Raw genomic sequence first — 22,589 nt, 5'->3', positions numbered from 1 at the left:
TTGACCATGAAAGACGATCAAGAAGAGGCATTTGAGAAGATTCTCTCAAGGCTACTCAGCCGTAACATCGACTTCGTTAAGTTTGCGGAGACCAAGAATGCCGTGCTGCTTACGTTTTCTTCAGCCTGGATTATCGGCTCCATCAATCTGCTGACCGGCCAAAGCACACTCCCTCTTGGCTATAACGTTGCCTTCTGCGTAGCTCTGCCGCTTTTTGCACTCGCCGGACTCGTCAGCATTCTGTCTTTTACTCCGCAAGTACTGGAGCGCTTCTATCAGCCTGCGGATAATGCAAAGAGCCTTCTTTACTGGGAGCATATCGCCGACATCCCCGTGGGCCGATACCATAAGCGCGTCACGGAACGCTACAAGCCAGGCGAGAACCACAGTGTCACCGAGCGCTATCTCGATGACCTATGCGTTCAGATATCCGTCAATGCCCGCGTCGCCACGCGCAAATTCACGATGTTCAACATTGCCGCCGGTTGCGTATTCGCAGCCATTCTGGTCCTCGATTCACCGCCCCTGTGGTGGGGCTTGCGATTGCTGCAAAGATAAAGTCCGTGGAGCCGACGGAAAGCACATAAGCATTCATAGAGCCAAACATGCAGACCATTGACGACCTCCGCGAGACTGTCCGCAAGCTCGACGCCACCGGCCCAAATGGATTCGAAGGCTTGATGGCGGCCGTTCTGACAGAGCTTACAGGTCGCACCTTTGCGCTTGCCAGCTCCGGGTCCCAACGTGGGAAGGATGGTCAGTCGTCTCTGGACGATGGCGCGATCTCTTTTGAGGGCAAGCTCTACGAGGACGCCGTGGCGAAAGACCAAATCCTCTCAAAGATTGCGGAAATAGCTGCTGATGAGGAAGGCCAAACCGAACTCTGGATATTGGCATCAACAGGCCCCATCTCGGTGCAGCATATTAATACGGCGCAAAAGGCTGGCAGAAAACTCGGTATCGCTGTCAAGGTGCTCTCCTGGCCAGCAACCGGCTTGTCCGAACTGGCGGCGCTGCTTGCTATGGCACCCGCCGCGTCGGCCGACTTCCTTGCTCGCAACACCTCGACATCCCATGCCGATGCCGACGCCCAGTTGCAGGCGGTCACCTTCCATCCCCAGTTTTCCGCAAGATCCGCCGAACTCAAGGCGGACCTCCAGCAGCCGAGCCTGGCACCTGCGTTCGCTCTCCAGGACAACATTTCCTGGTTATCGGCAGCATTCGCAAACAAGAAGCGGGCGCGCGTGGTGTTTGGGCAGGCGCTGTCTCCGGACGATGCATCGACAGCGGGAGTGCTGGACCGTCCTCATCTGCGGGCGAAGCTTGCGGATGCCATCTTCGCCAAACCGGACGGCTCGGTGGCCGCAATCCTTGGGGCAGATGGCAACGGTAAATCGTGGATCTTCGCGCATGCTTGGATGCATCAACAGGTCAAGCCGCTGACGATCATCCTGCTACCTGACGATTTCAAGTTGCCGTCTTCGCTTGAATCTATGCGTGATCTTCTCATTGCGAAGCTGATTGGACAAAGCGGCGACAACCGCACCGCAATCGCGGAAAACCGTTGGCGCGATCATCTGAAAAGATGGCAGCGGCACAAGAACACCGAGAAGCCCCGACTGGTCGTTTTCGTCGATGGCCTGAACCAGCGGGAAATCGGCAACTGGCCTCACCTGATCGATATCCTGAGTGAACTGGTCGCGGAAATCGGCGGCAAGCTTGTCATCAGCTGCAGAACGCTCTTCTACAGGGACAATCTGGAAGGACGCCTCGTCAGCAATATCAGGAAGTTTGATGTGCCTGAATGGAGCGACTCCGAGCTGGAATCGCTGTTGACGCCGCTTGGTACCTCAATTTCACAGCTCAATGCCAACGTTGTCCGCAGCCTGCGTAATCCCCGACTGTTCGGGATTGCAGCGGCCCTCCTCAAAGATCGAAAGATCGATGAATTCGGAGAGCTCAGCGTCAACCGTCTGCTCTTCGAGCACATCCGGCTCGGTGCGGTTTCCGACAACAATTCGATCGCGCCGCGTCAATTTGTTCAAGACATCCGCCTGCATGCCGATCAGATCATCAAGCGACTGAAGGACCACCAACAGGCCGACCTGACCGTCTTCGACCGCCCCAGCCCGGTTACCGGTCACTCTCCTCAAACGGTGGCCGAGCAATTTGCCCTTATCTCCGCCGGACGCTTCTTTGAAATCCTTGAGGACGATCCGGCCAAGTACATTCTGAAAGAGGACGGGCTTTCGCTCGCTCTGGGACTGTCGCTCGTGAGTTCTGCGCGAACCGCATTTCGACAAGGTAAAAACGTCCTTGAGGCTCTTGGGAACGTACTCGATCCTATAGCCGCACTGGATAGAACCAGCGACGTTCTTATCGCCGCCATCGTAGCTTCCGTTCTGGATGAAGCTCCGAAGGAAGTCACGGCGGCTCTAGTACAGTCCTTCATCGCCCTCCAGAATCTCGATCAGACGCTTTACCCCGAATTCCAGGCATTGCTGCGGCAAGATCCAGTCTCTTTCCTTGCTGCGCTTGAAAACTCAGCACTCACGGAAGGTGTTACAGCCAACCAATCATGGCTCATTCAAGCGGTACAGGACGGACGGGCAACGCCAGCGTGTTCAGCCGCGCTGAAGGACGCAATCCGCCGTTGGCTGAGCATGTACTCCGATCAGCCGGAACGGATGATGGCGCCAACTCACGAGGGGACGCCGGACGAGAAGCGTAAGGAGGAACGCGCGAAACGCGAAGCCGAGATCGCCGACAAGCTAAAGAATCTGTGCGATTCAGAACGAGCGGTTTTGGACGGCCTCATTCTCCAGAAACGCGGCGACTACAGCCGACTTAGTGCTCTGGCCTTCCAGTTTTTGGGCGGCTACCCACTGGCCGAATATGCGGACAGTTTTCGCAACTGGGCCTTTGCGGCGGCTTTCAACGGCGGATTCCGCGATCACCATCAGGATTTCAATGATCTGATCCAGTTGAACGTCACAGATTGGAGCGAAACCCGTACAGCGATTCTTGAGTCCGCCAAAGTCTTGCAGAGCCCAGGTACATCCGATACCGGCCGATGGGCCCTGGCATACTTGCTCTACGCGACCGCAGACAGCGACGACGCTGCGGTTGCGGATAAAATCGTCCAAGCGCTGACAAAAGACCGAGAGCGCTTTGGCGGAGGGCGTCTTGTCGAAGATTACTGCGCCACCGACCCCTGCGATCCCTCAACCTCATGTCCTGTCAACATCGAGAAGACCGCTCGGAAATACGGGACGATCGACGTCTCCAAGCTTCGCTTGTGCATGGGGAATCGCCAGGAGGATCATTTCTTTGAAATGGCGCGCGCTGGCCTGGCTCGCTTCGAGCCGCACGTCGCCGTCGCGGTGATGCGCCGCTTCGCCGACCAGGCGCTATCCAGGTCATCGGAAGATTTCCGCATTGCGGCGCTCACACTTGAAAAGCACACCGCCGCTCTCGATGCTTCCCTCGCACGGCGATTCATCGAGAAAGCTGCAGCACTTGCGACCGAAGCATTGGAGCATGACAAGAACGATCAGATGCAGGTCGCTGCCCAGTATGCGCTCCTCATTGCATTTCCCCACATGAGCGGGGATGAACAGCTCGACGCTCTTCTTGCGCATCCCAAAGATGTCACCTTCCTGCGGGGACTGGCAGACCTGTTTCAGCCTTGCGATCCAATGCGACTGGAAGCCGATCTTACAAAAGCGATTGCCGAGGGCAACGAAGTCGCACAATTCCGCGCGCTCGCCTTCGCGGAGCATTCCCGGACACCTCTCACCCCGCGTACCAGGGAGCTGGCGGGCGGCCTCTTGACGTCAACGCATAGGCACGTCCGCTTGTCGTGTTTGGGTCTCATCCGGACCTCGCAGGATGCCGGTCTCCTGGCAGCTGTGGTCGGCAGCGGCTGGACCGCCACTGCACTCGACAGTGCCTCAGACAGGGTCGAGATCACACACGGGTCGGAGGCGTTGGTCTTGGCGTCGAAAATCGGCCTTATCTCGATCGAAACCTGTCTGGAACGCATTGACTTCTCGGCTTACCGCAAATTGGTGGAGCTTCTCGGTCCACCCGCAGCATCGGCAATTGCAGGTCGGCTGGACATTGCGATTGAGAAGGCTGCAGGCTTCAAGATCCGGCGCAATCTTCCGGATATCGAGCAGCGCGTTGAAGACCGGCACTGGTCGTCTCTTCTCAATGTTTCAGACCGGCCCACTTCCAATAAAAACTTCTCGCCTGAACAGCTCAGTGAGCTGTCCGACGCTGGCGACGCTTGGTACGAGAGGCAAAAGCGCAACTACGATGCCGCTGAACAGTTTGAGCGCGAGCTTTCTGAAGCTGGAGCGCAACTTATCATCCGATCCGTTACATCCGGCCTCATCCGGGACATCGACAAGGCGAGCCCGCAGACCGTCGACAAATGGCTCAAGCTGTTCCTGACCATCGACCAGGAAGCGCTGAACAACTTGCACAACACCGCATCAGCGGTGGCGGAAGCGGTTTCGTATCGGGATTCAACGGGCGCGCGCACGTTGATGGAACGCCTCTCCCGGGGAGCACCTCCCGTCCGCGCCACTTTCGGCAGAAATCACCTTAGCATTGACGCGGTGACAGTCTGGTCGGCCGCGACCGACGTTGAGACCACAGCACTTCGGTTTGCGAGGCTCGATCGCATCGGAAACGACTATGATCTGGCCAACGAGGTGCTTGCGGCCATTCGCGCAAGCCGGGAGGAAGACCTTCGAGCCTACGTCCTCGACCGTCGCAACCGAGTCGAACCTGCCCATCGAGCACGCGCCGCGATGCTAGCTGGGCTATCCCCAGCCGAACCCTGGGCGCTCGAAACGATAGAGATGCTCAAGAACAGCAAGGGCTTCCTGCATGAAGCATACAAGGGTGCCACCTACGCAATGGATCGTCACAGATGGTCAAAGCATTGGTCACATCAGATGGCCGCGGCGACAAACCTGGAGGATCTTTGGCGCTATAGCGTTCTTCTCTGCAAAATCGTGGATGGCCGGTTCAAGCCGTCCGATCTGGCAACCCAAGCTCCGAATCCGCTCTTAGAGAGGTTTGCGCCAACCTTCGAGAGTGGCCTCGCAGACCGCATCAAGCGCCGGAAGAACCAGCGCGACTCCAAACTGTTCGGCATGCGGGCACCGAACTCAATTTTTCTGCCGCACTGACCATCCTGCTGACATGTAGTATTCTAGATTATCATCTTCAGGCTGCACCCAGAGAGAGGCTCACATGAAGCGGATTGTTGGTGCGATAAAGAACATTGCGACCATAGCCTCGTTTCTGCTCGTCCTGACGCTCATTTTGGTCGTGGCGAAGCAAGTGATATGGCCAAGACCCACAATCGAGAGTGTTTCCATCCCAACCTCTGTACAGCAGTGGGGCTATACACCAGAGACCTTCGCCCAAAAGGTATCGGATAGAACGCAGGCCATCGCCGAGAACGCGAAGCGTGATTTCGATGAAGCTTACCCTCGGAAGTGGATCGGTACTCAAGTCATTGAAGCGAAGATACCGGGTTCGGATTTTACAACGAGATCAGCCGCTCAGTTTGTTTCTGATGTTTTTGCTCTCCCAAGCAATCAGCTTACTGGCAGCGTGACTAAAACTGAAAAAGATTTCGACATTTCCTTCAGGGTAATCGGTGGCGAGCACCTCGACGCAAAGATCTCATCAACCGGCGATACCGCTGATGCCGAGGCAATTGTGAAAGCTAGCTCCGAGCTAGCAATGCAATTGGCTTATCCATATGTGCTCGCAGCCAGCCTGTACAACGATGAGAAAGCGGTTGCGCCTACGGCGTTCGACCGGACGATGACTGTTCTGAATTACATGATAAAGAATGGTACGGACCCTTATTACGCGCACAACCTAAAATGCGCCGCTTACCTTCGCCTTTATAAAATCGCAGACGCGCAAAAGGAGTGCGAACAGGCAATCGCGATAGATCCCTCAAACTGGCCAGCTCGGGCGAACCTGGGAAATGTGTACTTAACACTGACGCAGCAGGGCAATCCAACTTCGGCAGAAGCTAAACAGAACTGCACCAAAGCCGACGAGCAACTCACCCAGGCCGAGAGATCGCACAAATTGACGACGCTTTATGACGATTGGGCGAGGTGTCTGGAGATCCTTGACAAGAAGGACCAGGCTCGCGCGCTGAGGGGTCAAGCAGGGAAAAAGGGATGAGCGAACTGGGCCCGTGACAAAGGTCTTCGTGGCGGTGGTCACCGGCATGACTCGTGACCGAGCTACGTCTCAGATTGGCTCTGCGGTATCTGCACTTTGTATTTTGGGTTTCTGGTAGCGTTATCGGAACATAACCAGATTCCGCGATGCGCTGCAAAGCCACGAGAGGCGCCATGTGTCTCTTACCCGGCGAAGAGTAGCGCGCCGCCTGTTTCACCAGCACAAAGTCGCCATAGTACACCTCTGTCCAGTCGCCCGTGAGACCAATTTTCAAACAAAGAAGCAGGTCGGCTTCCCCCTGAAACCGATCTGGGACGCGGCGAAGCTGGTCTTGACTTGAACTGTCCTCCCATCCGCCCTGACAGCGTCGTAGCCGTTTGCTCCACGAGGGGCTTGCGTCAGGCCGTACACCTCGGTGGCAATAAACTCGCCATAGTCACCCAGCAGGTTGCCAAGCCCGCCCATCTGAAAGAGGAGCGAGCGACTTCGGCGTACGTTGCGAAGCGAATAAAGAAGCCAGCACCCCTTTGATCGCCTCTATTCTCTGGTCTTTCCGCTATCATCAGTTCTGCCTGTCACATCGCCAGCCTGTAGTGCTCGTTCTCCAATCGGGGCGTTTCCCGCTGAACCGCTCGTTTACTTGAATGCCAGGTGCTCTCCAGGGAACTGTCCCAGGTCGCCGCGACCAAGCTCGTGGAGATGAAACAGCCAGACCTCTCCAAGCTCCTCCGAGGCCAGCTCAAGCTGGTTTCGGTGGAAAAGCTGCTGCGGATGCTTACCGCGTTCGGCCAGGATGTGGAAATCACAGTAAAGCCGCATCGTAAGCGCGGCGAAGCTGGCCGGATCACCTTCATTCCGGCAGCATAGAGACAGACAAGGGGGCTCATGAACTTGAAAGCAACGGCCGCGCATGTTGTGCATGAGCCCAAGCCCGCAGTCGACCTGAACTCTTCGCTTAATCATTCAACGAACCAACCAACTTCGTTCTCGCCTCAGACGGCAACGACTTCGGCAACCACCAGCCCGGAACGGATGAGGGCTGGCTGTTTCGCCCGCGAGTCAGAATGATGCCTGATTAAGTCAAGGAGCACTCTCTATTCCTGGCTGAATGTGCTGGTCCTCCTCGCCTGAGCTCAGCGAACTGGCGCAACATGACGAATAGCGCGATCATTCCAGCGCCGAGCTCAGCGATGGCTTGGCTGGCCAGCAATCCACTGAAGCCCGATATGACAGGGAACAGAAGTACCGCCGGTATGAAGAGATATCCCTGCCTTGCGAAAGATACGACCGCGCTGAGTCGTGCTCTGCCAAGCGACTGAAGCATTGTCGTCACGAAACTTTGAATACCGTAAAGTCCAAAAAACAGGTGAAAGACGATGCAGGTCAAGACGGCAATGTCGGTGACCTTGTCGTTATCGCTGAACAACCTGACCAAAGGCCGGACAAAAAGCATGACGGCTGCCGAATACGCAAAGGAAAGCGCAACCGTAATAGAGAGCATGAACTTCGCAACCTTCAGCACACGGGCAAAGTCGCGAGCGCCCCAACCGAACCCCAGGACAGCTTGAGAGCCGATACAAAAGCCGCTGATCGGCAGCGCCCCGATTGTCAAAATTCTTACAGCTATTCCCACGGCCGCAACGAACTCATCACCGAACCGGGCAGCGGCTCCGAACAAGAACATACCGGCAAGAGCCGATAAGATACTCGTCATCGTCGCCGGCGCCCCAATGAACGCGAGTTCTCTGATGCGATCCACCCGGAACGAGACCTGAGACATTCTGACGAAGGCAGTGCCGCGTCGCTTGGTAAAATATCCGATGTAGAGGCTTATGGCAGCGATCTGAGATAGCAACGTCGCCAGGGCTGCGCCTCGCACACCTAAGTCTAGTAAGAATATAAAAAGGGGATCAAGCAAGGCGTTCAGTATGAAAGCGCTAAGCATGGTCCACATACTGAATCGTGTGTTGCCTTCAGCTCTTGCGATGAAGCCGCTGACGATGTTTAGGAGCATCAAAGTAGACCCCGGCAAGAGGATCGTAGCGTAGTCGAGCGCGATGGGCAGGATGGTTGGGGTCGCCCCGAGTGCGACGAAGATGCCTCGTAGGCTCAGAAGCAGGGCGACGGTCATGATCACGCCGATCGGAGCGGCGAGCGCGAGCGCCGTACTAGCACCTCGACTCGCCTCTAACTCATTACCAGCACCAAGATGACGGGATATGAAGGAGGCAGTACCCACACCGATCCCCTCGCCCACCGCCGCAAGCAGGATAATGACCGGCATAGTCATGCTCACGGCCGCGATCGCCTGCGCACCAAGTGAGCCAACAAAGATAGCGTTGAGGAGCTGCTGTAGGGCGTTGATCGACAACCCGATAACAGATGGAATGGCAAGCCGCAGAAGAAGGCTTGGGAGTCTTTGGTCCGATAGATCTACGTGCCGGCTTTTCTTTCGCGTCGCGCGCTCATTCATGGTTGACTCTCGTGAGCGCTGCGAATTCATTGATCGTCTGCAACAGCTCCTGTTGCAAGACCGTGCAAAGATGGCGGGTCACCTCATAACCGACATGGCTCGGATCATACCTCATTTCGATCTGTAGACGGCCGGATTGATATCCGACATCGAACCAGAAGAGGTGGATCGCCGCCGCTTGAGCCATGTGTTCGCCGATCCAAAGTGGAGAAGGGTCTGCATCTAGAAAACGGCGCGCGAAATGGCGCTGCAGACCGGCGCGATAATTCACCCCAATCCTGGGCAGTGGCAGACGATCGAGCCGACACCGCACGGCTGGATCTCGGTTTAGGAATTTCAGGGCCCGAAAGCCTATTCCTCCACGCGGCAGCGCATTGCGCTGCCGGTATATTGAACGAGCACGGTCGGAACGCGCCTCCCTTCCGGTGAAATTCAATGGAAGCGGTACGAGCTCGCTGATAAGGCCAATGATCTGAGATGAATCGAAATCGTCAAACAGCCGACCTCGTGTCGAGGTCAGGCTATCAATCCAGAGCGAATAGTTGCCGAACAAGGCGCCAAACGCACCGGACAGGGCAGCAAGAAACACATCAAAGTCCTGACAATGCGCTGATCTGGCTCCAATACTGAGGAGACCCGCTGTCGCCTCCCCATCGATCTCAAGATGGTACTTTGCCTGATCTACCCGAAGCGAACGGCCGTTCGAATCCTCCCGCCGATCTCCGAGACTTGGATCGTGAAGTTCTCTCGCGCTTTCTTCGGCGACACTCGTACCGCGCCATGACGCGTCGCTGACACGCAAGTTGAACTGATCGTAGTCAATGCCCTCCCAGTGCTTGAGCTCGTGTAGTGCTTCGCTGTTCGCGTAGTGCTCGAGGCGCTTCAACCAGGGAGAGAGCCTTTGTACGGTCTCGGGACCATTCACATCATGGCCTGCAGCAAGAGCGTTGTATGCGTCCTCCAATGCTTCCAGGAATAGCCGATAGCCTATTCCATCCACCACGAAATGATGTATCAGCAGCAGCAGATAGTAATCGCCGCTTTCCGAAGTACGGAAGGCCGTAACGTGAACAAGAGGCGTGTGCCCGTCAAACCGAAACATGTGCTGACGTTTTGCCGAGACACTCTCGATTGTCCTGCGCTGGTCTGGGCCGGTCATTCGGGCGAGATCGATCTCCTCCACGATGCGCTCGGCCGGACAAGGCCCAATTCCCAGCCGGAGTCCATCTTGGGTTCGGGCAACGCGCAGCCTGAGGCCTTCGTGCCGCTTGATGATATGGGCGAGCGCGCGGTCCAGGATCTTGATGTTCAGGATGCCACCGGGCAAGAAGAACAGATCCCCGATGTTAAAATGCTCGTCAAAGCCGACAAGAGAATTCCAATACGATATTACGGGAGGCACAGGCAGTAAGCCGTCCTCGGAAGCGACGTTGTGGGGTGCCGCCTCCGCTTCCCCGGCCGCCAAATCCCTGATGGTCGGTGTTCGATAAAGTTGGTTGACGGTGAGATTCAGCCCGGCTTTGCGCGCCAGCGTGACGCAACGTACGCTCAGAAGAGAATCGCCTCCGATATCAAAAAAACTGCTGTCGATTCCTACCCCCTTGGCGCCTAATAGATCCTCCCAGATCCGAGCAAGAACTTGCTCGTTCCTGGTGCGGGGCTCAGCAGATGGATTGGTCTCGATTTCGCGGTAAGGAACGGAGGATAGGCGAGCTCGCTCTATCTTTCCGCTCGTCGTCAGGGGAATACTGTCGACCAACCGGAACGCTGCGGGAATCATGTAAGATGGCAATTTTTTGCGCAGGTGGGCGAGAATCTCTCCGGAGCTTAGATTCTCCCGAGCGGGCACCACGCTCGCCGTCAAGCGGCGATCGTCATCGGTGCCTTCTGTGAAGACCGCGGCCTTTGCGATTGCCGGATGAGACTCAAGGGCAACTTCGACCTCCTCCGGTTCGATGCGAAAGCCCCTCACCTTGATCTGGTTGTCCGATCGGCCGCAAATCTCGAGAAGGCCGCTGGTTGAGATGCGTGCGATGTCCCCACTTCGATAAAGCACGTTGTATTGTCCGCCATCATACGGATTCGGCACGAAACAGCGGTCAGTTCGATCTTGATCCTGCCAGTACCCAGCGCTCAGACAGCGGCCCGCGATGCACAGTTCGCCGGGGCCTCCCACAGGCACTCTCTTCAATCGTGCATCGAGCACATAGAGTTTGACGTTGTCGATTGGCCGCCCCACTGGGACAAGCGCCGAGTTGTCATCCGTATCCGATGTTTCGTGCACGGCTGCATTGGACGCACATTCCGTCGCGCCATAGAAGTTCCACAACGGCACGCCCGGAAAAGACCTACGCCAGCGAGCGGGCAGCGAGGAAGGCATCGGTTCGGCGCTGCTTGTGACCAATCTCAAGGCGATCCTTTGCGGTTGCCGTTCCTGAGACTCGATGAGACCGGACAGGAGTGGTGGAGAGGCAAAAAAGCGGGTCACGCGATGTATTGCCAAACTGCACAACAACAAATCCGGAGCTAGCACCTGCCCTTGGGTCAGGATCAGCGTGGGCACACCTCTCAGAAGTCCACCAAAATACTCCCAAGCGGACGCAACAAGGCAGGCGGACTTCTGGACAACCATGACGTCGGTGCTGTCAAAGGGAAAGCGTCGCCACATCCAGTTCAGTCGATTAAGAATGGCCGATTCCGGTATAAGAACCCCCTTCGCCCGGCCTGTTGAGGAGGACGTGTATATGAGGTTCGCAATTGGATGATCTGACGGTGTGTTGCTGGGCGCGAAATCATCCCTCGACACACTGCACGTTTCTAAGGCCAACAGACAAATCGAAGGTATCTCAAAGCCAGGCTCCGTTATATTCGCGTGAACCAAGAGCTTTGACTGACTATCTCGCAGGATGTGTTGGATCCGATCACGCGGATAATCCGGCGCTATCGGCACAACGACAGCATCCAAGCCTCGCGCCGCAAGCATGATAGCGGCAACGTCGGGCGACCGGTCAACAAGCATCGCGACCAGATCGCCGGCCCCCACGTCCATATTCCGCAGTGACGAGCGGATAGCGGCTACGCGCTCACGCAGCTGGCCGAATGTGACCTCCCCGAACTCGCCAAAATATGCTAAATTGCTCTGATTGGAGAGGCTGATTTGCTCGAAGGCTTCAACAAGCGGACATTCAGATTCATATCGCTGGGTAGACCCCTCCAGCGAATCCAGTATGGTGCGGTCTGAGGCGCTGAGGCAGCTTAGTTCCTCAATGGGCACGAGCGGCTTATCAACGCAGGCAGCAATCAGAGAGCGCAGATTGTTGGCCATGCGAATAGCCAGGTCACTCGAGATGATGTCTTCCGCATATGCTAGCTGGAGTGCAATTTCATCGCCCAGATCTTGCGCGTAAAGTGTTAGGTCGAATTTGACATAGCCTGTGTCGTACTCGCGGAATGTTAGAGCCAACTCGTCTTGACCAAGTGGCTCGGCGGCTTCGGAGTACATGTTGAACATGACCTGGAAGATCGGTGATCGCCCCGGTTCGCGACATAACCTACTATCCCTGACCATCCATCCGAATGGATAGGCCGAATTCGCGATGGCATCGCTGACCAGGCCCTGGATGCGCGTGGCATGAGCAGCAAAGCATTCACCGCCATCGACCGTGGCACGAATTGGCAGCATATTCAGGAAAAAGCCGACGATGTCGGCGCTGCCGGGTTGATCGCGTACAGCGTGTGGTATGCCGACGACAATATCGTTCTGACCGCTATACATTCGTAGCAGCAGTTTGAAGCACGCCAGCAGTGTTGTCGACGTGGTGCAGCTGTTTTGGCGCGCAAATTCTCTTACGCGACTGGAGAGATCGCTGCCAAGCAGCACTGGATGCGAGGCGCCGCGGTATGAATTTGTCTGCGGGCGCGCTCGTCCCATTCCAAGCGAAAGCACCGGCGGATCATCACCAATCTGACGACGCCAATAGTGACGTTGGCCCTCCAGCGCTTCTAGAGAAGCGTGTTGTGTTTCCCACGCCGCGTAGCCCGAGAGTGATGCACGGTTTTCTGGCCAAGGCGGCGCAGCATCTAAATATCTTCGCTGAAGATCTCTGAGGAGAACAGAAATCGACCAGGCATCGAGGATGATTTCATGAGCGGTGATCAATATGAGATGGTTGTCGGGCCCAGACCGGACCATACGCGCGCGAAACAAGCGGCCTTCTCGGAGGTCAAAACCGTCTTTCACCTCTGTTCGTCGAAACTGCGCGATGAGCTCCTCAGCTTCCGACGAGGTGAGATGAGATACATCGGTCAATCCAAGGCTAGTACATGGCGGAGCATCGAAGCATTGAACCGGACCGTCTTCGTCGATGAAGCGCGCCGAAAGTGCCTGGTGGGATTGAATGACCTCGGCCCAGGCGCGAGTGAAGCGAGCTAAATCGATGTTTCCCCTAATTCGCAGGCCTCCCTGAATGATGTAGTTCCTTGCAGATGGATCGAGCTGCGAGAGGAACCATAGGTGCTCCTGGAGTCGCGTCAGAGGCGATCGGTTGAGCTTTCGGTATGTAAAGGCTGCGCGGGAATTGGGCTTGGCGCTGGGCGCGATCGAAGCGGCAAGAGATCGAATGGTCCCGTTCAGGACTAGCCTGAAATCAGCTCTCACTCCGAGCGAGGTCTGCAACTGTCCCAATATGAGCATTGCACGGAGCGAATCTCCACCGAGGCTTATGAATTGGTCATTCACGCCTATCTTGTCGATCCGCAAAATACCGGACCAGATTTGACGCAGCCGGACTTCGAGGTCCGTTTGCGGCTCCTCGAATGGCGTTGACAATGGAGGGCGAACAGTGGCCGGGTCAGGCAACGCTGCAAAATCGACCTTTCCGTTCCTGGTCAGTGGAATACTGCTGACACGGATGACTCTTTCCGGAAGCATGTAGCTGGGGAGTGCTTCGGCGAGAAACTTCTGAAGTTCGCTTTCTGTCAGTTCAGCTGGAGCTGAAACATACGCAACTAGTCGCCGCGATCCAGCTTGCGCCTCGGCCCCACCTATATCTCGCGCGGTAAGCTTTACGCCTGCGCAGACAGAGGCGACTGCGACGGCGCCATGCACCAAGGGATGAGCGGACAAACGAGCTTCGATTTCTCCCAGCTCGATTCTGTGCCCGCGAATTTTGACCTGACGATCCCGTCGACCGAGACATTCCAAAAGGCCGTCGGAGCGAAGGCGGCCGAGATCGCCTGTACGATATAGGCGCCCAAAAGACAGGTCGTTTGAGAAAGGGTTTGGCCCAAAGGCGTCCGTAGTCCGGACATGGTCATTGACGTAACCGGCAGCGACGCCAACGCCGCTAACACAGATTTCGCCGACCTCTCCTACGTTGCAGAGCCGTGATCCGTCCGCGATATAAACCTGAACGTTTTCAATTGGCCTGCCGATCGGTACATAAGGCTCAGCCAGCGCAGGCGGCACGGAAACCAGATGATGCGTCACGCCGTCCGCGCACTCGGTCGGCCCGTAGTGGTTGAGAATGGAAACGCGGGGATACAAGGCAAGCCACGCGCGCGCCAATCCGGGTGTTAGAGGTTCTCCGACCGTCGAAATAATCCGCAAACCGTCCATGGCTCGCTCGGCCGCAGCAAGCGACTGCAGGTATTCAACAAACGCTGCCAGCATGGAAGGAACGAATTGCACAACCGTGGCGCCGCACCGTTGAATTGCTTGAAGGAGGGATGACGGCGACCTCAGTGTCGCATCATCGATAATTGCTATAGGGGCTCCGACGCAAAGCCCAGCCAGAAGCTGCCACAGTGAGATGTCAAAGCAGTGCGATGCGGTTTGCGCGACGCAATCCGTCCGAGTGAGACTTAGAGCATCGATCTTTGCCGCCAAATGATTGTTTAGGCCGGCGCGCTCGATCATTGCGCCCTTAGGCTGTCCCGTCGAACCAGACGTAAACAGGATGTAGGCAAGCCCATCCCTGCCGGGCGGTGGCACCAAAGACGAAGTCTGGACCCGGCGCAGTGCCGCCTCGATAGCCAGGAATTGTGGGGTGCCTTTGTTCTCCTGGAACAGGCTGAGCGGCCCCGGCCGGTCTCGGCCCATCAACAAAGCGCAGCGGCTCTGCTCGATCATGAATGATGTACGGCAAGCCGGCAGCGATGGATCGAGCGGTAGGTACGTTGATCCAGCTTTCAAAATTGCGATGACCGCTGTCGCCCAGTCGAGGTCCCGTTCCCCCCAATAGCCGACAACCGTGTCCCGAGCACCCTGCTCTCTTAAGGTCCTCGCAAGGGCATCCGATCTGGATCGTAGCGCCTCATATGTGAGTTCGTCTGCGCCGTGCCTCAGCGCGACTCTCTCCGGATCCGAACTTGCAAGCCGATCGATCGCCGAGATTGCGTCGACCGGTTGACGTTCCATAGACTGCTTCTTGCCTGATTGAGTTTCCGTAGGCACGCGCCCCGCCATTCGTCGCCTTCTGCGGCGCCCAAATCGGAACGCCGGAGCTCGTCTTGTGCATGCGCAGCCACCCTGACTTTCGCACGTCGCAAGGTTTTGTCCGTATGACCTTGTCGGTGTTTGCTTCTGCCTCAATGATCAGCAGAGGGACAGGATGACGCTACGAGCCTGAGTCCACTTTGGCACCTACCTACTCTTGTACTGGACCTGCCATCGTCTGAATGGCACCCGCCCTCAACGCGCCCACAGGCTCATTACGGCTTGTCATTAGCGTAATTGTCCGATTTCGCGGCACTTGAGCCGGCACCACCTATCCCGTCAAAAGCGTGTTCGCCACCGGGTATACAGTTTGTCCGGGCGAAAGGCTCCTTTCGCAACCACCGCCAGACCGATGGTGTTCAAGCGCCCGTGATCGTCGCATCAAGCACCCGGCAGCGCTCAACCTAGAATGAATTATCGAAGCTTGAGCTGCCAGTCCCGCGGACGGCATGGAGGTCATCCAAGGGCTGGCACCGGCGAACAAAACGCCTGATCACCTCCTCACCTAAATCCGCATAGCTCAGCCTATTTGGCCGTTATTCAACTGAGATTTCTTTATGACTATGGATAACGAGAAGGACGCCCCACCTATCACAGGCGCGCCTCCATATGCTCACCGAGCTATGGGGAGCGAAGCATCTCGATGATCCGGAGCTGGCGGAAAGCGCAATCCCAAAAGCCAATCGTGCAGCGAGGGCGACACTCCTCCACCTTCATGTTCATAAGTTTTGTCCCGGTCACGGCGTCTCCGCAATAACCTTGTTGGCTGAATCGCACATGACCCTACATACTTGGCCTGAGAGCGTCCTACGGGCCGCCGATGTGTTCGTATGTGGCGACAGTGATCCTGCGAACGCCGCGCCAGTTTTGGTGGGCGCGTTCAGCCCGAGCGGTCAGTCTGACGTTCGTCGTTTCCGGAGAGGTGTGTCAAGCAAGCCAACGGGATGAAGGAGTGGTCGGTCACTTGGTATAGCCGCTCCTTTTTTTCCGACTGTAGGCCATCTCCGAACGTGGACGACGGCCAGAAAAGGCGGCATATTGTATAATCACCCCGCGACGACCTGTATGAAGAGTGCGCAAGTCGGACCGGCCAAAGCGATCATCGTCTCAACTGATTTCTCGTTCGCGGCCGCACTGATACTATGTCGCAGCAGTCCCCTCTAAAACAGCTTGGTTGCATGCCGAAGTTGGAAAAGCCTTCCCCCTTCCTTGATGTTCGTTCTCGTCAACCCAATCGCGGTCAGCTCGGGCATCTCTCCAGCCTCACAATTTGAGCGGTTTCGACAAGGACAGCTCGACAATTGCGTCCATCCGCCGATCTAGACCGCCCAGATCGCACGCGACGCCGGAAGATACGGCGGCCCAGCTGCTTTTCATCCGAGCACGTTTGAACGAGCTGGAAACTGAGATGTCGTGTCATCACGTAGAGCCCGGAGGCGAGCACAAACCCGATAGGCGACCAGGGCATAATTCCCGGGCGGCGCACGGTTGAACGGCTGGCCGTCTGCAGGGTCGAATGGCTCACCGAGACTTCGATCGACAGAGACGCAACCTGCCCCTGGGCTTTGCGTGAGAGGATCAATCCACCGCAATACGCTCGCCAGACTTGCTTGATGAGCTGCTCGACCACTTTTGGCGTTGCGGACTCGGGCCCGGCATATTTTTTTCATGTAATCGCTTAAGATCACCTGGTGAAATGCGAGCGTCGGTCCTTGCTCCCGATCGGCAGAATTTACCAATCAAGCGGTCTGATTTTGGCGTCCGCCGCTCTCAACTAGGCCGCCGTTTCAACGCTGCTGGACTCAATGAGCAGCATCATCTGCACCACAAATCTCAGCCTGCTGATGCTGCGAACGGCGCACTAGTTCGGCCTTTGCGGTCTGCACACCGCATTTTCAGGCGCCATTATGCAGCCGCCCGGCCAGTCCACCGGTACTAGATGTGATTGCGACCTTGGTCGGCTGGGGGAGACTTGACACGTTTGGCGTTGGGCTGAGACTTTGTCCGCCAGCCAAACGCGCAACCTGGTGGCAGATTCGGTGGGGCAGCGCCAGCTGCTCGCATGGAAGGTGGTCGATGTCACGAGGCCTAAATGCCGCAGCGGGATCTCTCCCGGGCGACCGCGGGGAGGCCCAACATCACGTCGCGGTTGATGCCGAAATGGAGGCGATAGAGCCACCAGATTGCGCAGCACCGGTCGAGATCGGAGATGGCCCGAGTGCGCTTTATTGCTGCGGCCATCCGCGCTATCGGCTTCATGCCACGTCTCATCTGGAGACCTGAACGTCTCGGGACCAGTGCTCTAAGTTTCGTGAGTTTTTGGTCGGTGACGGCCCGCTGTCGCGCGCGTGCATCGGCAAAAGATTGAGAGTTGAGATTCATGTTTGCCATGGCACTGCTTTGCGCGTCTCGTAGCTGGATGGGAACACGCTTAGGTGCATCCGACCTTTCCGTAACCTTACGATGCAAGTACTGCTTTCCAAACGCCCAGATCTGGTAGTGACAATTGACAGCGCTCTTATGCGATAAGTACGCGGTGGCGCGCATCAGCTCGCAGACCGGATGCTGGCGCATCGAATGGTTCGGAGTCGATGGCGTTGGCCGCAGCTCGGAAAACGGAGTAGGGCTCTGGCGGCGCGGGCCCGGAGCCATGCGATATCGCCTCGACTCATCGATGGCCGGTTGACGACCCTGAGCCTTATTCGCGCCTGATGAACCCGCTCCTCGCGACTGGCCGTTATTTGGAGGCGGTGATCCACTGCGACTTCCTGCCGCTGTGGGGGATGGCGGCACCGATGTGCATTCGCCATTTAAACAACTCGCCGGCCGAGTAGCTAACCGAATGGACACGCGGTATAGGGCAAAGCTGCCCGCCCATAACACTGGTCCGGCACGGTCGACAGCAAGTTGCGCAGCTTGATACGGCCTTCACAAGTGGCGGCCGCCGGTGAGCATGGTCCGTAAGCGGCCAGAACAGCTGCTGTGCTCGTTTGTGAATTGCCGCAGGGGATTCGTCAGCTTTTGGAAAGCTAGCCTGAGTACAGACGCGCTAGGGTTAGCGACGTGGTAGAGACAGCGCCTTACCAGAATGGGACAGCGCCGAGTCACGTTCCTGCTAAACCTCAATCTGCAGCGCAGGCGCGGCAGGGACGCGCCGATCTAGCCAACCGACCGGCGCCGAGTCGCGCCCGCGCTGCTACCGGTCACCGAGAAACGTCTCCTGCTGGCACCACCGTCATGCTTCTTTCCGGCATGGACAGCCGGTCAGCTTGTGCCGAGGGAGGCTGACGATGTTAAAGTTTGAGGCGCTTGTGGTCTTTCAAGCGATTGCTTCCATGCCTCCCGTCTTACCCGCCAGCATTCTCAACTCTGTCATGAGCGGCGGCGCGTAAGCCCTTTTCATGCAGCCGAGCGGTTTAGTATGCCGGGCATCTCCAATTTCTTCACGAGGCAGCGGACCAGCTTAAAAGTAGCAGACGATCCGACCAATTCAGGTAGGTGATTGGCAGTCGTGCTAAGCCTACAACTTGGGGCACCCCAGGGGGGCGAAGTGTCAGCGTTGATACCGAATGGGGCAACGCTGGCACCAAAGTTAGCGGCGCGTGGCAGGGACAGCGCTTTTCAGAGCCTTGAGCGCCGAGTCATGTCGCCGCTAACCTTTGACGTCGCTGGTCCGGTAGGGACAGCGTCGTCTTTGACGGCTTGCCCACCACTCCAGGTAGGTGCGCTTGCGGTAGCTCTCAGCGATGATCGTGTCCCGTGGCGTGGTGTAGCTGAGTGCGGGTCACCACGTTCGCCGGCATGGGCCGGATCGGTCAGCTGGCGATTGCCGGGAAGCTGACGGCGGGATCATCGCCCAACGGGGCGATGGTTTCCAGTGTCATGTAGCGGCCGCGTTGAACCGTCCACTCGTCGTTCTGTTCGAGCAGGATGGCACCGATCAGGCGAGTGATGGCGTCCTCATTCGGGAAGATGCCAACCACTTCGGTTCGGCGCTTGATCTCGCCGTTGACCCGTTCGAGCGGATTGGTCGAGTGCAGCTTGGCGCGGTGCGCGGCCGGGAAGCTCATATAGGCCAGCACGTCGGTCTCGGCCTCGTCGAGGAAGGCGGCGAGCTTCGGCAGCTTGGGGCGGAGCTGGTCGGCGATGCGCCGCCATTGCGCCCGTGCTGCCTCGGCATCGTCCTGGGCAAAGGCGGTGGCGATGAAGGCGGAGACGACGCGCCGGCCGCTCTTGCCAGCATGCGCCAGCGCGTTGCGCATGAAGTGCACGCGGCAGCGTTGCCAAGAGGCGTTGAGCACCTTGCTGACGGTCGCCTTGATGCCCTCATGGGCGTCGGAGACGACGAGCTTGACGCCGCGCAGGCCCCGCCGCGCCAGCTTGCGCAGGAACGCCGTCCAGAACGTCTCGGCCTCTGACGGACCGATATCCATGCCGAGCACCTCGCGGCGGCCATCGCTGTTGACTCCACCGCGATGATCACCGCGACCGAGACGATGCGCCCGTTCTGGCGCACCTTCACGTAGGTCGCGTCGATCCACAGATAGGGCCAGTCGCCCTCGATCGGGCGGTTGAGGAAGGCCTTCACCTTGTCGTCGATCTCGCCGCACAGCCGCGACACCTGGCTCTTGGAGATCCCGCTCATGCCCATCGCCTGCACCAGATCGTCGACCGAGCGGGTGGAGACGCCCTGCACGTAGGCCTCCTGCACCACGGCGGTGAGCGCCTTCTCGGCCATCCGCCGCGGCTCGAGGAAGCCCGGGAAGTAGGAGCCTTTGCGCAGCTTGGGAATGCGCAGCTCGACGGTGCCGGCGCGGGTCTCCCAGCTCCGGTCGCGGTAGCCGTTGCGCTGGACCTGCCGTTCCTGGCTCTTCTCGCCGTACGCGGCCCCGGTCAGGCCCTCGACCTCCAGCTCCATCAGCCGGTGGGCGGCAAAGCCGATCATCTCGCGCAAGAGATCTGCATCGGGGGTCTTCTCTACGAGCGTGCGCAGGTTCATCATGTCGTCGGTCATCGGTGGTTCCTCGAATCAGGTTGGCTGTCGCAATCCAAACCTTACCGACGAATCATCGGTGACCACCCGCAAAGCCGCTCGCTCGCTACGGCGCTATTGAGGGCGCGCTTCGCGAGCGGCTTTGCTAATCAGCTACACCACTCCTCGGGACACGACCCTCAGCGATCAATTGGTAGCACTATTGGGATTGCCCCCTCACGGGAGCAAAGGTGGCGGGCATTGGCTGACCACAGAGGCTTGCGGCATCTGTTAGGAACCGCGCTTCCAGGACCAGCGCTTACAGCGGGATCACAACGCGAGCGCCGAGGCTACTATCACTGGTTGCGCTGGCATAGTGGGCTAGCAGGACCAGCATCGGATTCTCTCACATGGCCAGTTTCCTCGCGCGGCTCCCCGTCTCCTGCAACAACTCTTTCCTGACACCCTCATCGCTATTGGCACATGGGCGCTTTAAATCGGAGTTTCTCGGCTGACCGAGCTTGGCGTATGCCGGCTCCGCCCCGCTCGATTGGTACGGACCCGGCCAAAGGCGAAATCGCTTCGCCCTGGTCTCAACCCTGCGCTGAATCGCAATTTATTCAGGCTCAGACGTCATGGGAGCAAGGATACGCGTCGCTATCTGCTCGTTTTGATACTGCCGGATCCAATCCGCGACGTCTGCCCTCTTGCGCTCGTGCTCTCGCCTCGGGCGTTCTGAAGTCGCCACTGCGGGACCGAGCGAAGAAGTATCCGCCAAAGAAGCTGCGGAAGTGGTCTGCCATCACCTAGACTCGCAGCGGAGAATCGGTTCCACTTCTCCGTTGAGTCGAAAAGCCCGCCCTTCGCGGGGGCGGGCTTCCGATACCGCAATCAACATTAGGGGTCGATCGCGGTCCGATAGGGAATTCACATCTGGAATAGACTCCAGATTCTCCTATGCAGTCAAGGTCGGCCCCGCATTCAGAAAGGGGCCAGAATGGCCTTCAAAGTGCAGAACATCAACGTCGATTTGATGAACGAACAAGCAACACTGGTTGCCTTCGACAATCCGCCACCGCCCACTCCGGGCAATCCACCCCATATGCCAAAAATGCTCCAAGTCACCTTTCCGTTTGATCCACCTGCGCGAGAAGGCAAAGAGAAGGATCTGGCGATTGCGGAAGCGAAGAAGGTTCTTCAGCAGGCGCTGAACGAAATCTAAGCTGTCTTTGAAGTAACAAAACCCGGCTTTCCAAAAAGGAAAGCCGGGTCCTTTCGAGATTGCCCATCACTCTGCTTCCTTCTTTTTTGATGCTGCTTTCTTCGCAACCTTCCGGGGCTTTTCCTTCAGCGGCTCATGAGGCGTCTTGAGTGCGCCACGTAGCGCAGCCTCGAAACGCTCTTGAGAGTCCTTCTCGTCGTATGTGCCGTTCTTATCTTTGCTCATAAGGCCCTTACATGCCTCGCAATCGCGGAAAAAAGGCGCGCGATAAGCGCGATTTCGTCACCAAGGAACTTACGCTCGAAGAGCGTAACGCCATGCTAGACGCCATCCTAACACCGCCGGTGGCCATCTCGTACGCCCTAATCGGCGCGCTAGCAGTCGAGCACGAACTAGAGCTTTCAATCAAAGCCAGACTTCGCCGCATTTCCCAAAACGAATGGGAAGCCATCCTTACCGATAAAGACGGCCCGCTCGGCACGTTTGATCGCAAGATCAAGTTCGCCAACTACCTCGGCATTCTAGACAGCAGCATGCGCGCGAACCTGGATGTCATCAGGAACATACGAAACAAATTCGCTCACACCAAACGCCTCATGGACTTTGATCATCCATTTATCGCAGATGAACTAATCAAACTTTCGGCGCCGAAGGGACAAAAGCGAAATTTCGCAAAATCCAGCAAATACCCGCCACAATGGCGCTATGTATCGCTCTGCCTCCATGCCTTACGGCTGATGAGCAAGAAGCGACACGGCAACAGATCGGCGGCATTTAAGGCGTGGTCGAAAAGGCAGGAAAAAAGAAACAAGCAGTCCTTCGGACTATTGGGAGGAATTTTTGCCTCCTTAGCACCTAGCGGAAGCTTTCCTGCGCCGCCGCCTCCTCCATCGCTTCTAACACCTACTCCGCCACTTCAGATGAAGAAAACAGAGTCCGATCCCAGCAATCCAACTCCCTACGGATTGTTTTCAGGACTACTTCCCTATCTCGAAGATAAAAAGGGAAAGACATAACCGCGGGCGCGCCAGCGGACGGCGCCGAAGCACCGTCCACAGCGCCAGAACTAGATTCTGCGTGTCAAGTATATAATCTCCGGCTGAGCTCCGGCCAGCGCCCGGAAAACATGCGTCGCAAATTGATAGACATTCGGTACCGGCGGCGTGATGCGACTAAATCAATGTCTGCTTTGCCCCTACAG

General features: G+C 57.3%; 11 protein-coding genes and 1 pseudogene. 7 read left to right on the top strand and 5 right to left on the bottom strand.

The genetic code is table 11. The features are described from left to right. The first annotated feature begins 6 nt into the window (after positions 1-6). The 3 genes from P6U28_RS38800 (at position 7) to P6U28_RS38790 (ending at position 6,225) form a co-directional block, all read left to right on the top strand. The gene (locus P6U28_RS38800) at positions 7-558 is read left to right on the top strand and encodes a Pycsar system effector family protein (RefSeq protein WP_407121127.1); all 552 of its coding nucleotides are present in this window, start codon (positions 7-9) and stop codon (positions 556-558) included. A gap of 47 nt (positions 559-605) precedes the next feature. Further along, entirely contained in the window at positions 606-5,204 is a 4,599-nt protein-coding gene (locus P6U28_RS38795; RefSeq protein WP_407121125.1) for a hypothetical protein, read from the top strand. 64 nt (positions 5,205-5,268) lie between these two features. Next, complete coding sequence (locus P6U28_RS38790) at positions 5,269-6,225, top strand: tetratricopeptide repeat protein (RefSeq protein ID WP_407121123.1); 957 nt, start codon at positions 5,269-5,271, stop codon at positions 6,223-6,225. 270 nt (positions 6,226-6,495) lie between these two features. On the opposite strand, the gene P6U28_RS38785 is transcribed toward P6U28_RS38790, so the two are convergent. Beyond that, a complete protein-coding gene (locus tag P6U28_RS38785) occupies positions 6,496-6,690 on the bottom strand; it encodes a DUF6998 domain-containing protein (protein ID WP_407121121.1) in 195 nt (64 codons plus the stop codon). Between the two features lie 186 nt (positions 6,691-6,876). Here P6U28_RS38785 and P6U28_RS38780 point away from each other — a divergent pair, with 186 nt between their 5' ends. Continuing rightward, positions 6,877-7,092: a helix-turn-helix domain-containing protein gene (locus tag P6U28_RS38780; protein ID WP_407121119.1), complete on the top strand. Its 216-nt coding sequence runs from the start codon at positions 6,877-6,879 to the stop codon at positions 7,090-7,092. A 208-nt stretch (positions 7,093-7,300) separates the two neighbouring features. Here P6U28_RS38780 and P6U28_RS38775 read toward each other — a convergent pair whose 3' ends face one another. Together P6U28_RS38775 and P6U28_RS38770 are read right to left on the bottom strand one after the other, a co-directional pair. After that, a complete protein-coding gene (locus P6U28_RS38775) occupies positions 7,301-8,698 on the bottom strand; it encodes an MATE family efflux transporter (RefSeq protein ID WP_407121117.1) in 1,398 nt (465 codons plus the stop codon). After that, complete coding sequence (locus P6U28_RS38770) at positions 8,691-15,164, bottom strand: amino acid adenylation domain-containing protein (protein WP_407121115.1); 6,474 nt, start codon at positions 15,162-15,164, stop codon at positions 8,691-8,693. The genes P6U28_RS38775 and P6U28_RS38770 overlap by 8 nt, the downstream gene beginning before the upstream one ends. 639 nt (positions 15,165-15,803) lie before the next feature. Between P6U28_RS38770 and speD the strand changes: the two genes are divergently transcribed. Then, positions 15,804-16,142: an adenosylmethionine decarboxylase gene (gene speD, locus P6U28_RS38765; RefSeq protein WP_407121113.1), complete on the top strand. Its 339-nt coding sequence runs from the start codon at positions 15,804-15,806 to the stop codon at positions 16,140-16,142. 2,867 nt (positions 16,143-19,009) lie between these two features. Here the strand turns inward: speD and P6U28_RS38760 are convergent. Further along, a pseudogene (locus tag P6U28_RS38760) lies at positions 19,010-20,208 on the bottom strand (IS256 family transposase). 955 nt (positions 20,209-21,163) lie between these two features. On the opposite strand from P6U28_RS38760, the gene P6U28_RS38755 reads away from it, so the two are divergent. Further along, on the top strand, positions 21,164-21,388 hold the full coding sequence (locus P6U28_RS38755) for a hypothetical protein (RefSeq protein ID WP_407121111.1): 225 nt from the start codon (positions 21,164-21,166) through the stop codon (positions 21,386-21,388). Positions 21,389-21,454: 66 nt separating this feature from the next. On the opposite strand, the gene P6U28_RS38750 is transcribed toward P6U28_RS38755, so the two are convergent. Then, positions 21,455-21,613: a hypothetical protein gene (locus P6U28_RS38750; protein ID WP_407121109.1), complete on the bottom strand. Its 159-nt coding sequence runs from the start codon at positions 21,611-21,613 to the stop codon at positions 21,455-21,457. 11 nt (positions 21,614-21,624) lie between these two features. Here P6U28_RS38750 and P6U28_RS38745 point away from each other — a divergent pair, with 11 nt between their 5' ends. Continuing rightward, entirely contained in the window at positions 21,625-22,404 is a 780-nt protein-coding gene (locus P6U28_RS38745) for a hypothetical protein (RefSeq protein ID WP_407121107.1), read from the top strand. Positions 22,405-22,589 lie beyond the last annotated feature (185 nt).

Source organism: Bradyrhizobium sp. STM 3561, from assembly GCF_045571455.1.
GTDB classification, from domain to species: Bacteria; Pseudomonadota; Alphaproteobacteria; order Rhizobiales; family Xanthobacteraceae; genus Bradyrhizobium; species Bradyrhizobium vignae.
The sequence above is the reverse complement of the archived record's forward strand: the minus strand, read 5'-3'. Positions and strand labels throughout refer to the sequence as shown.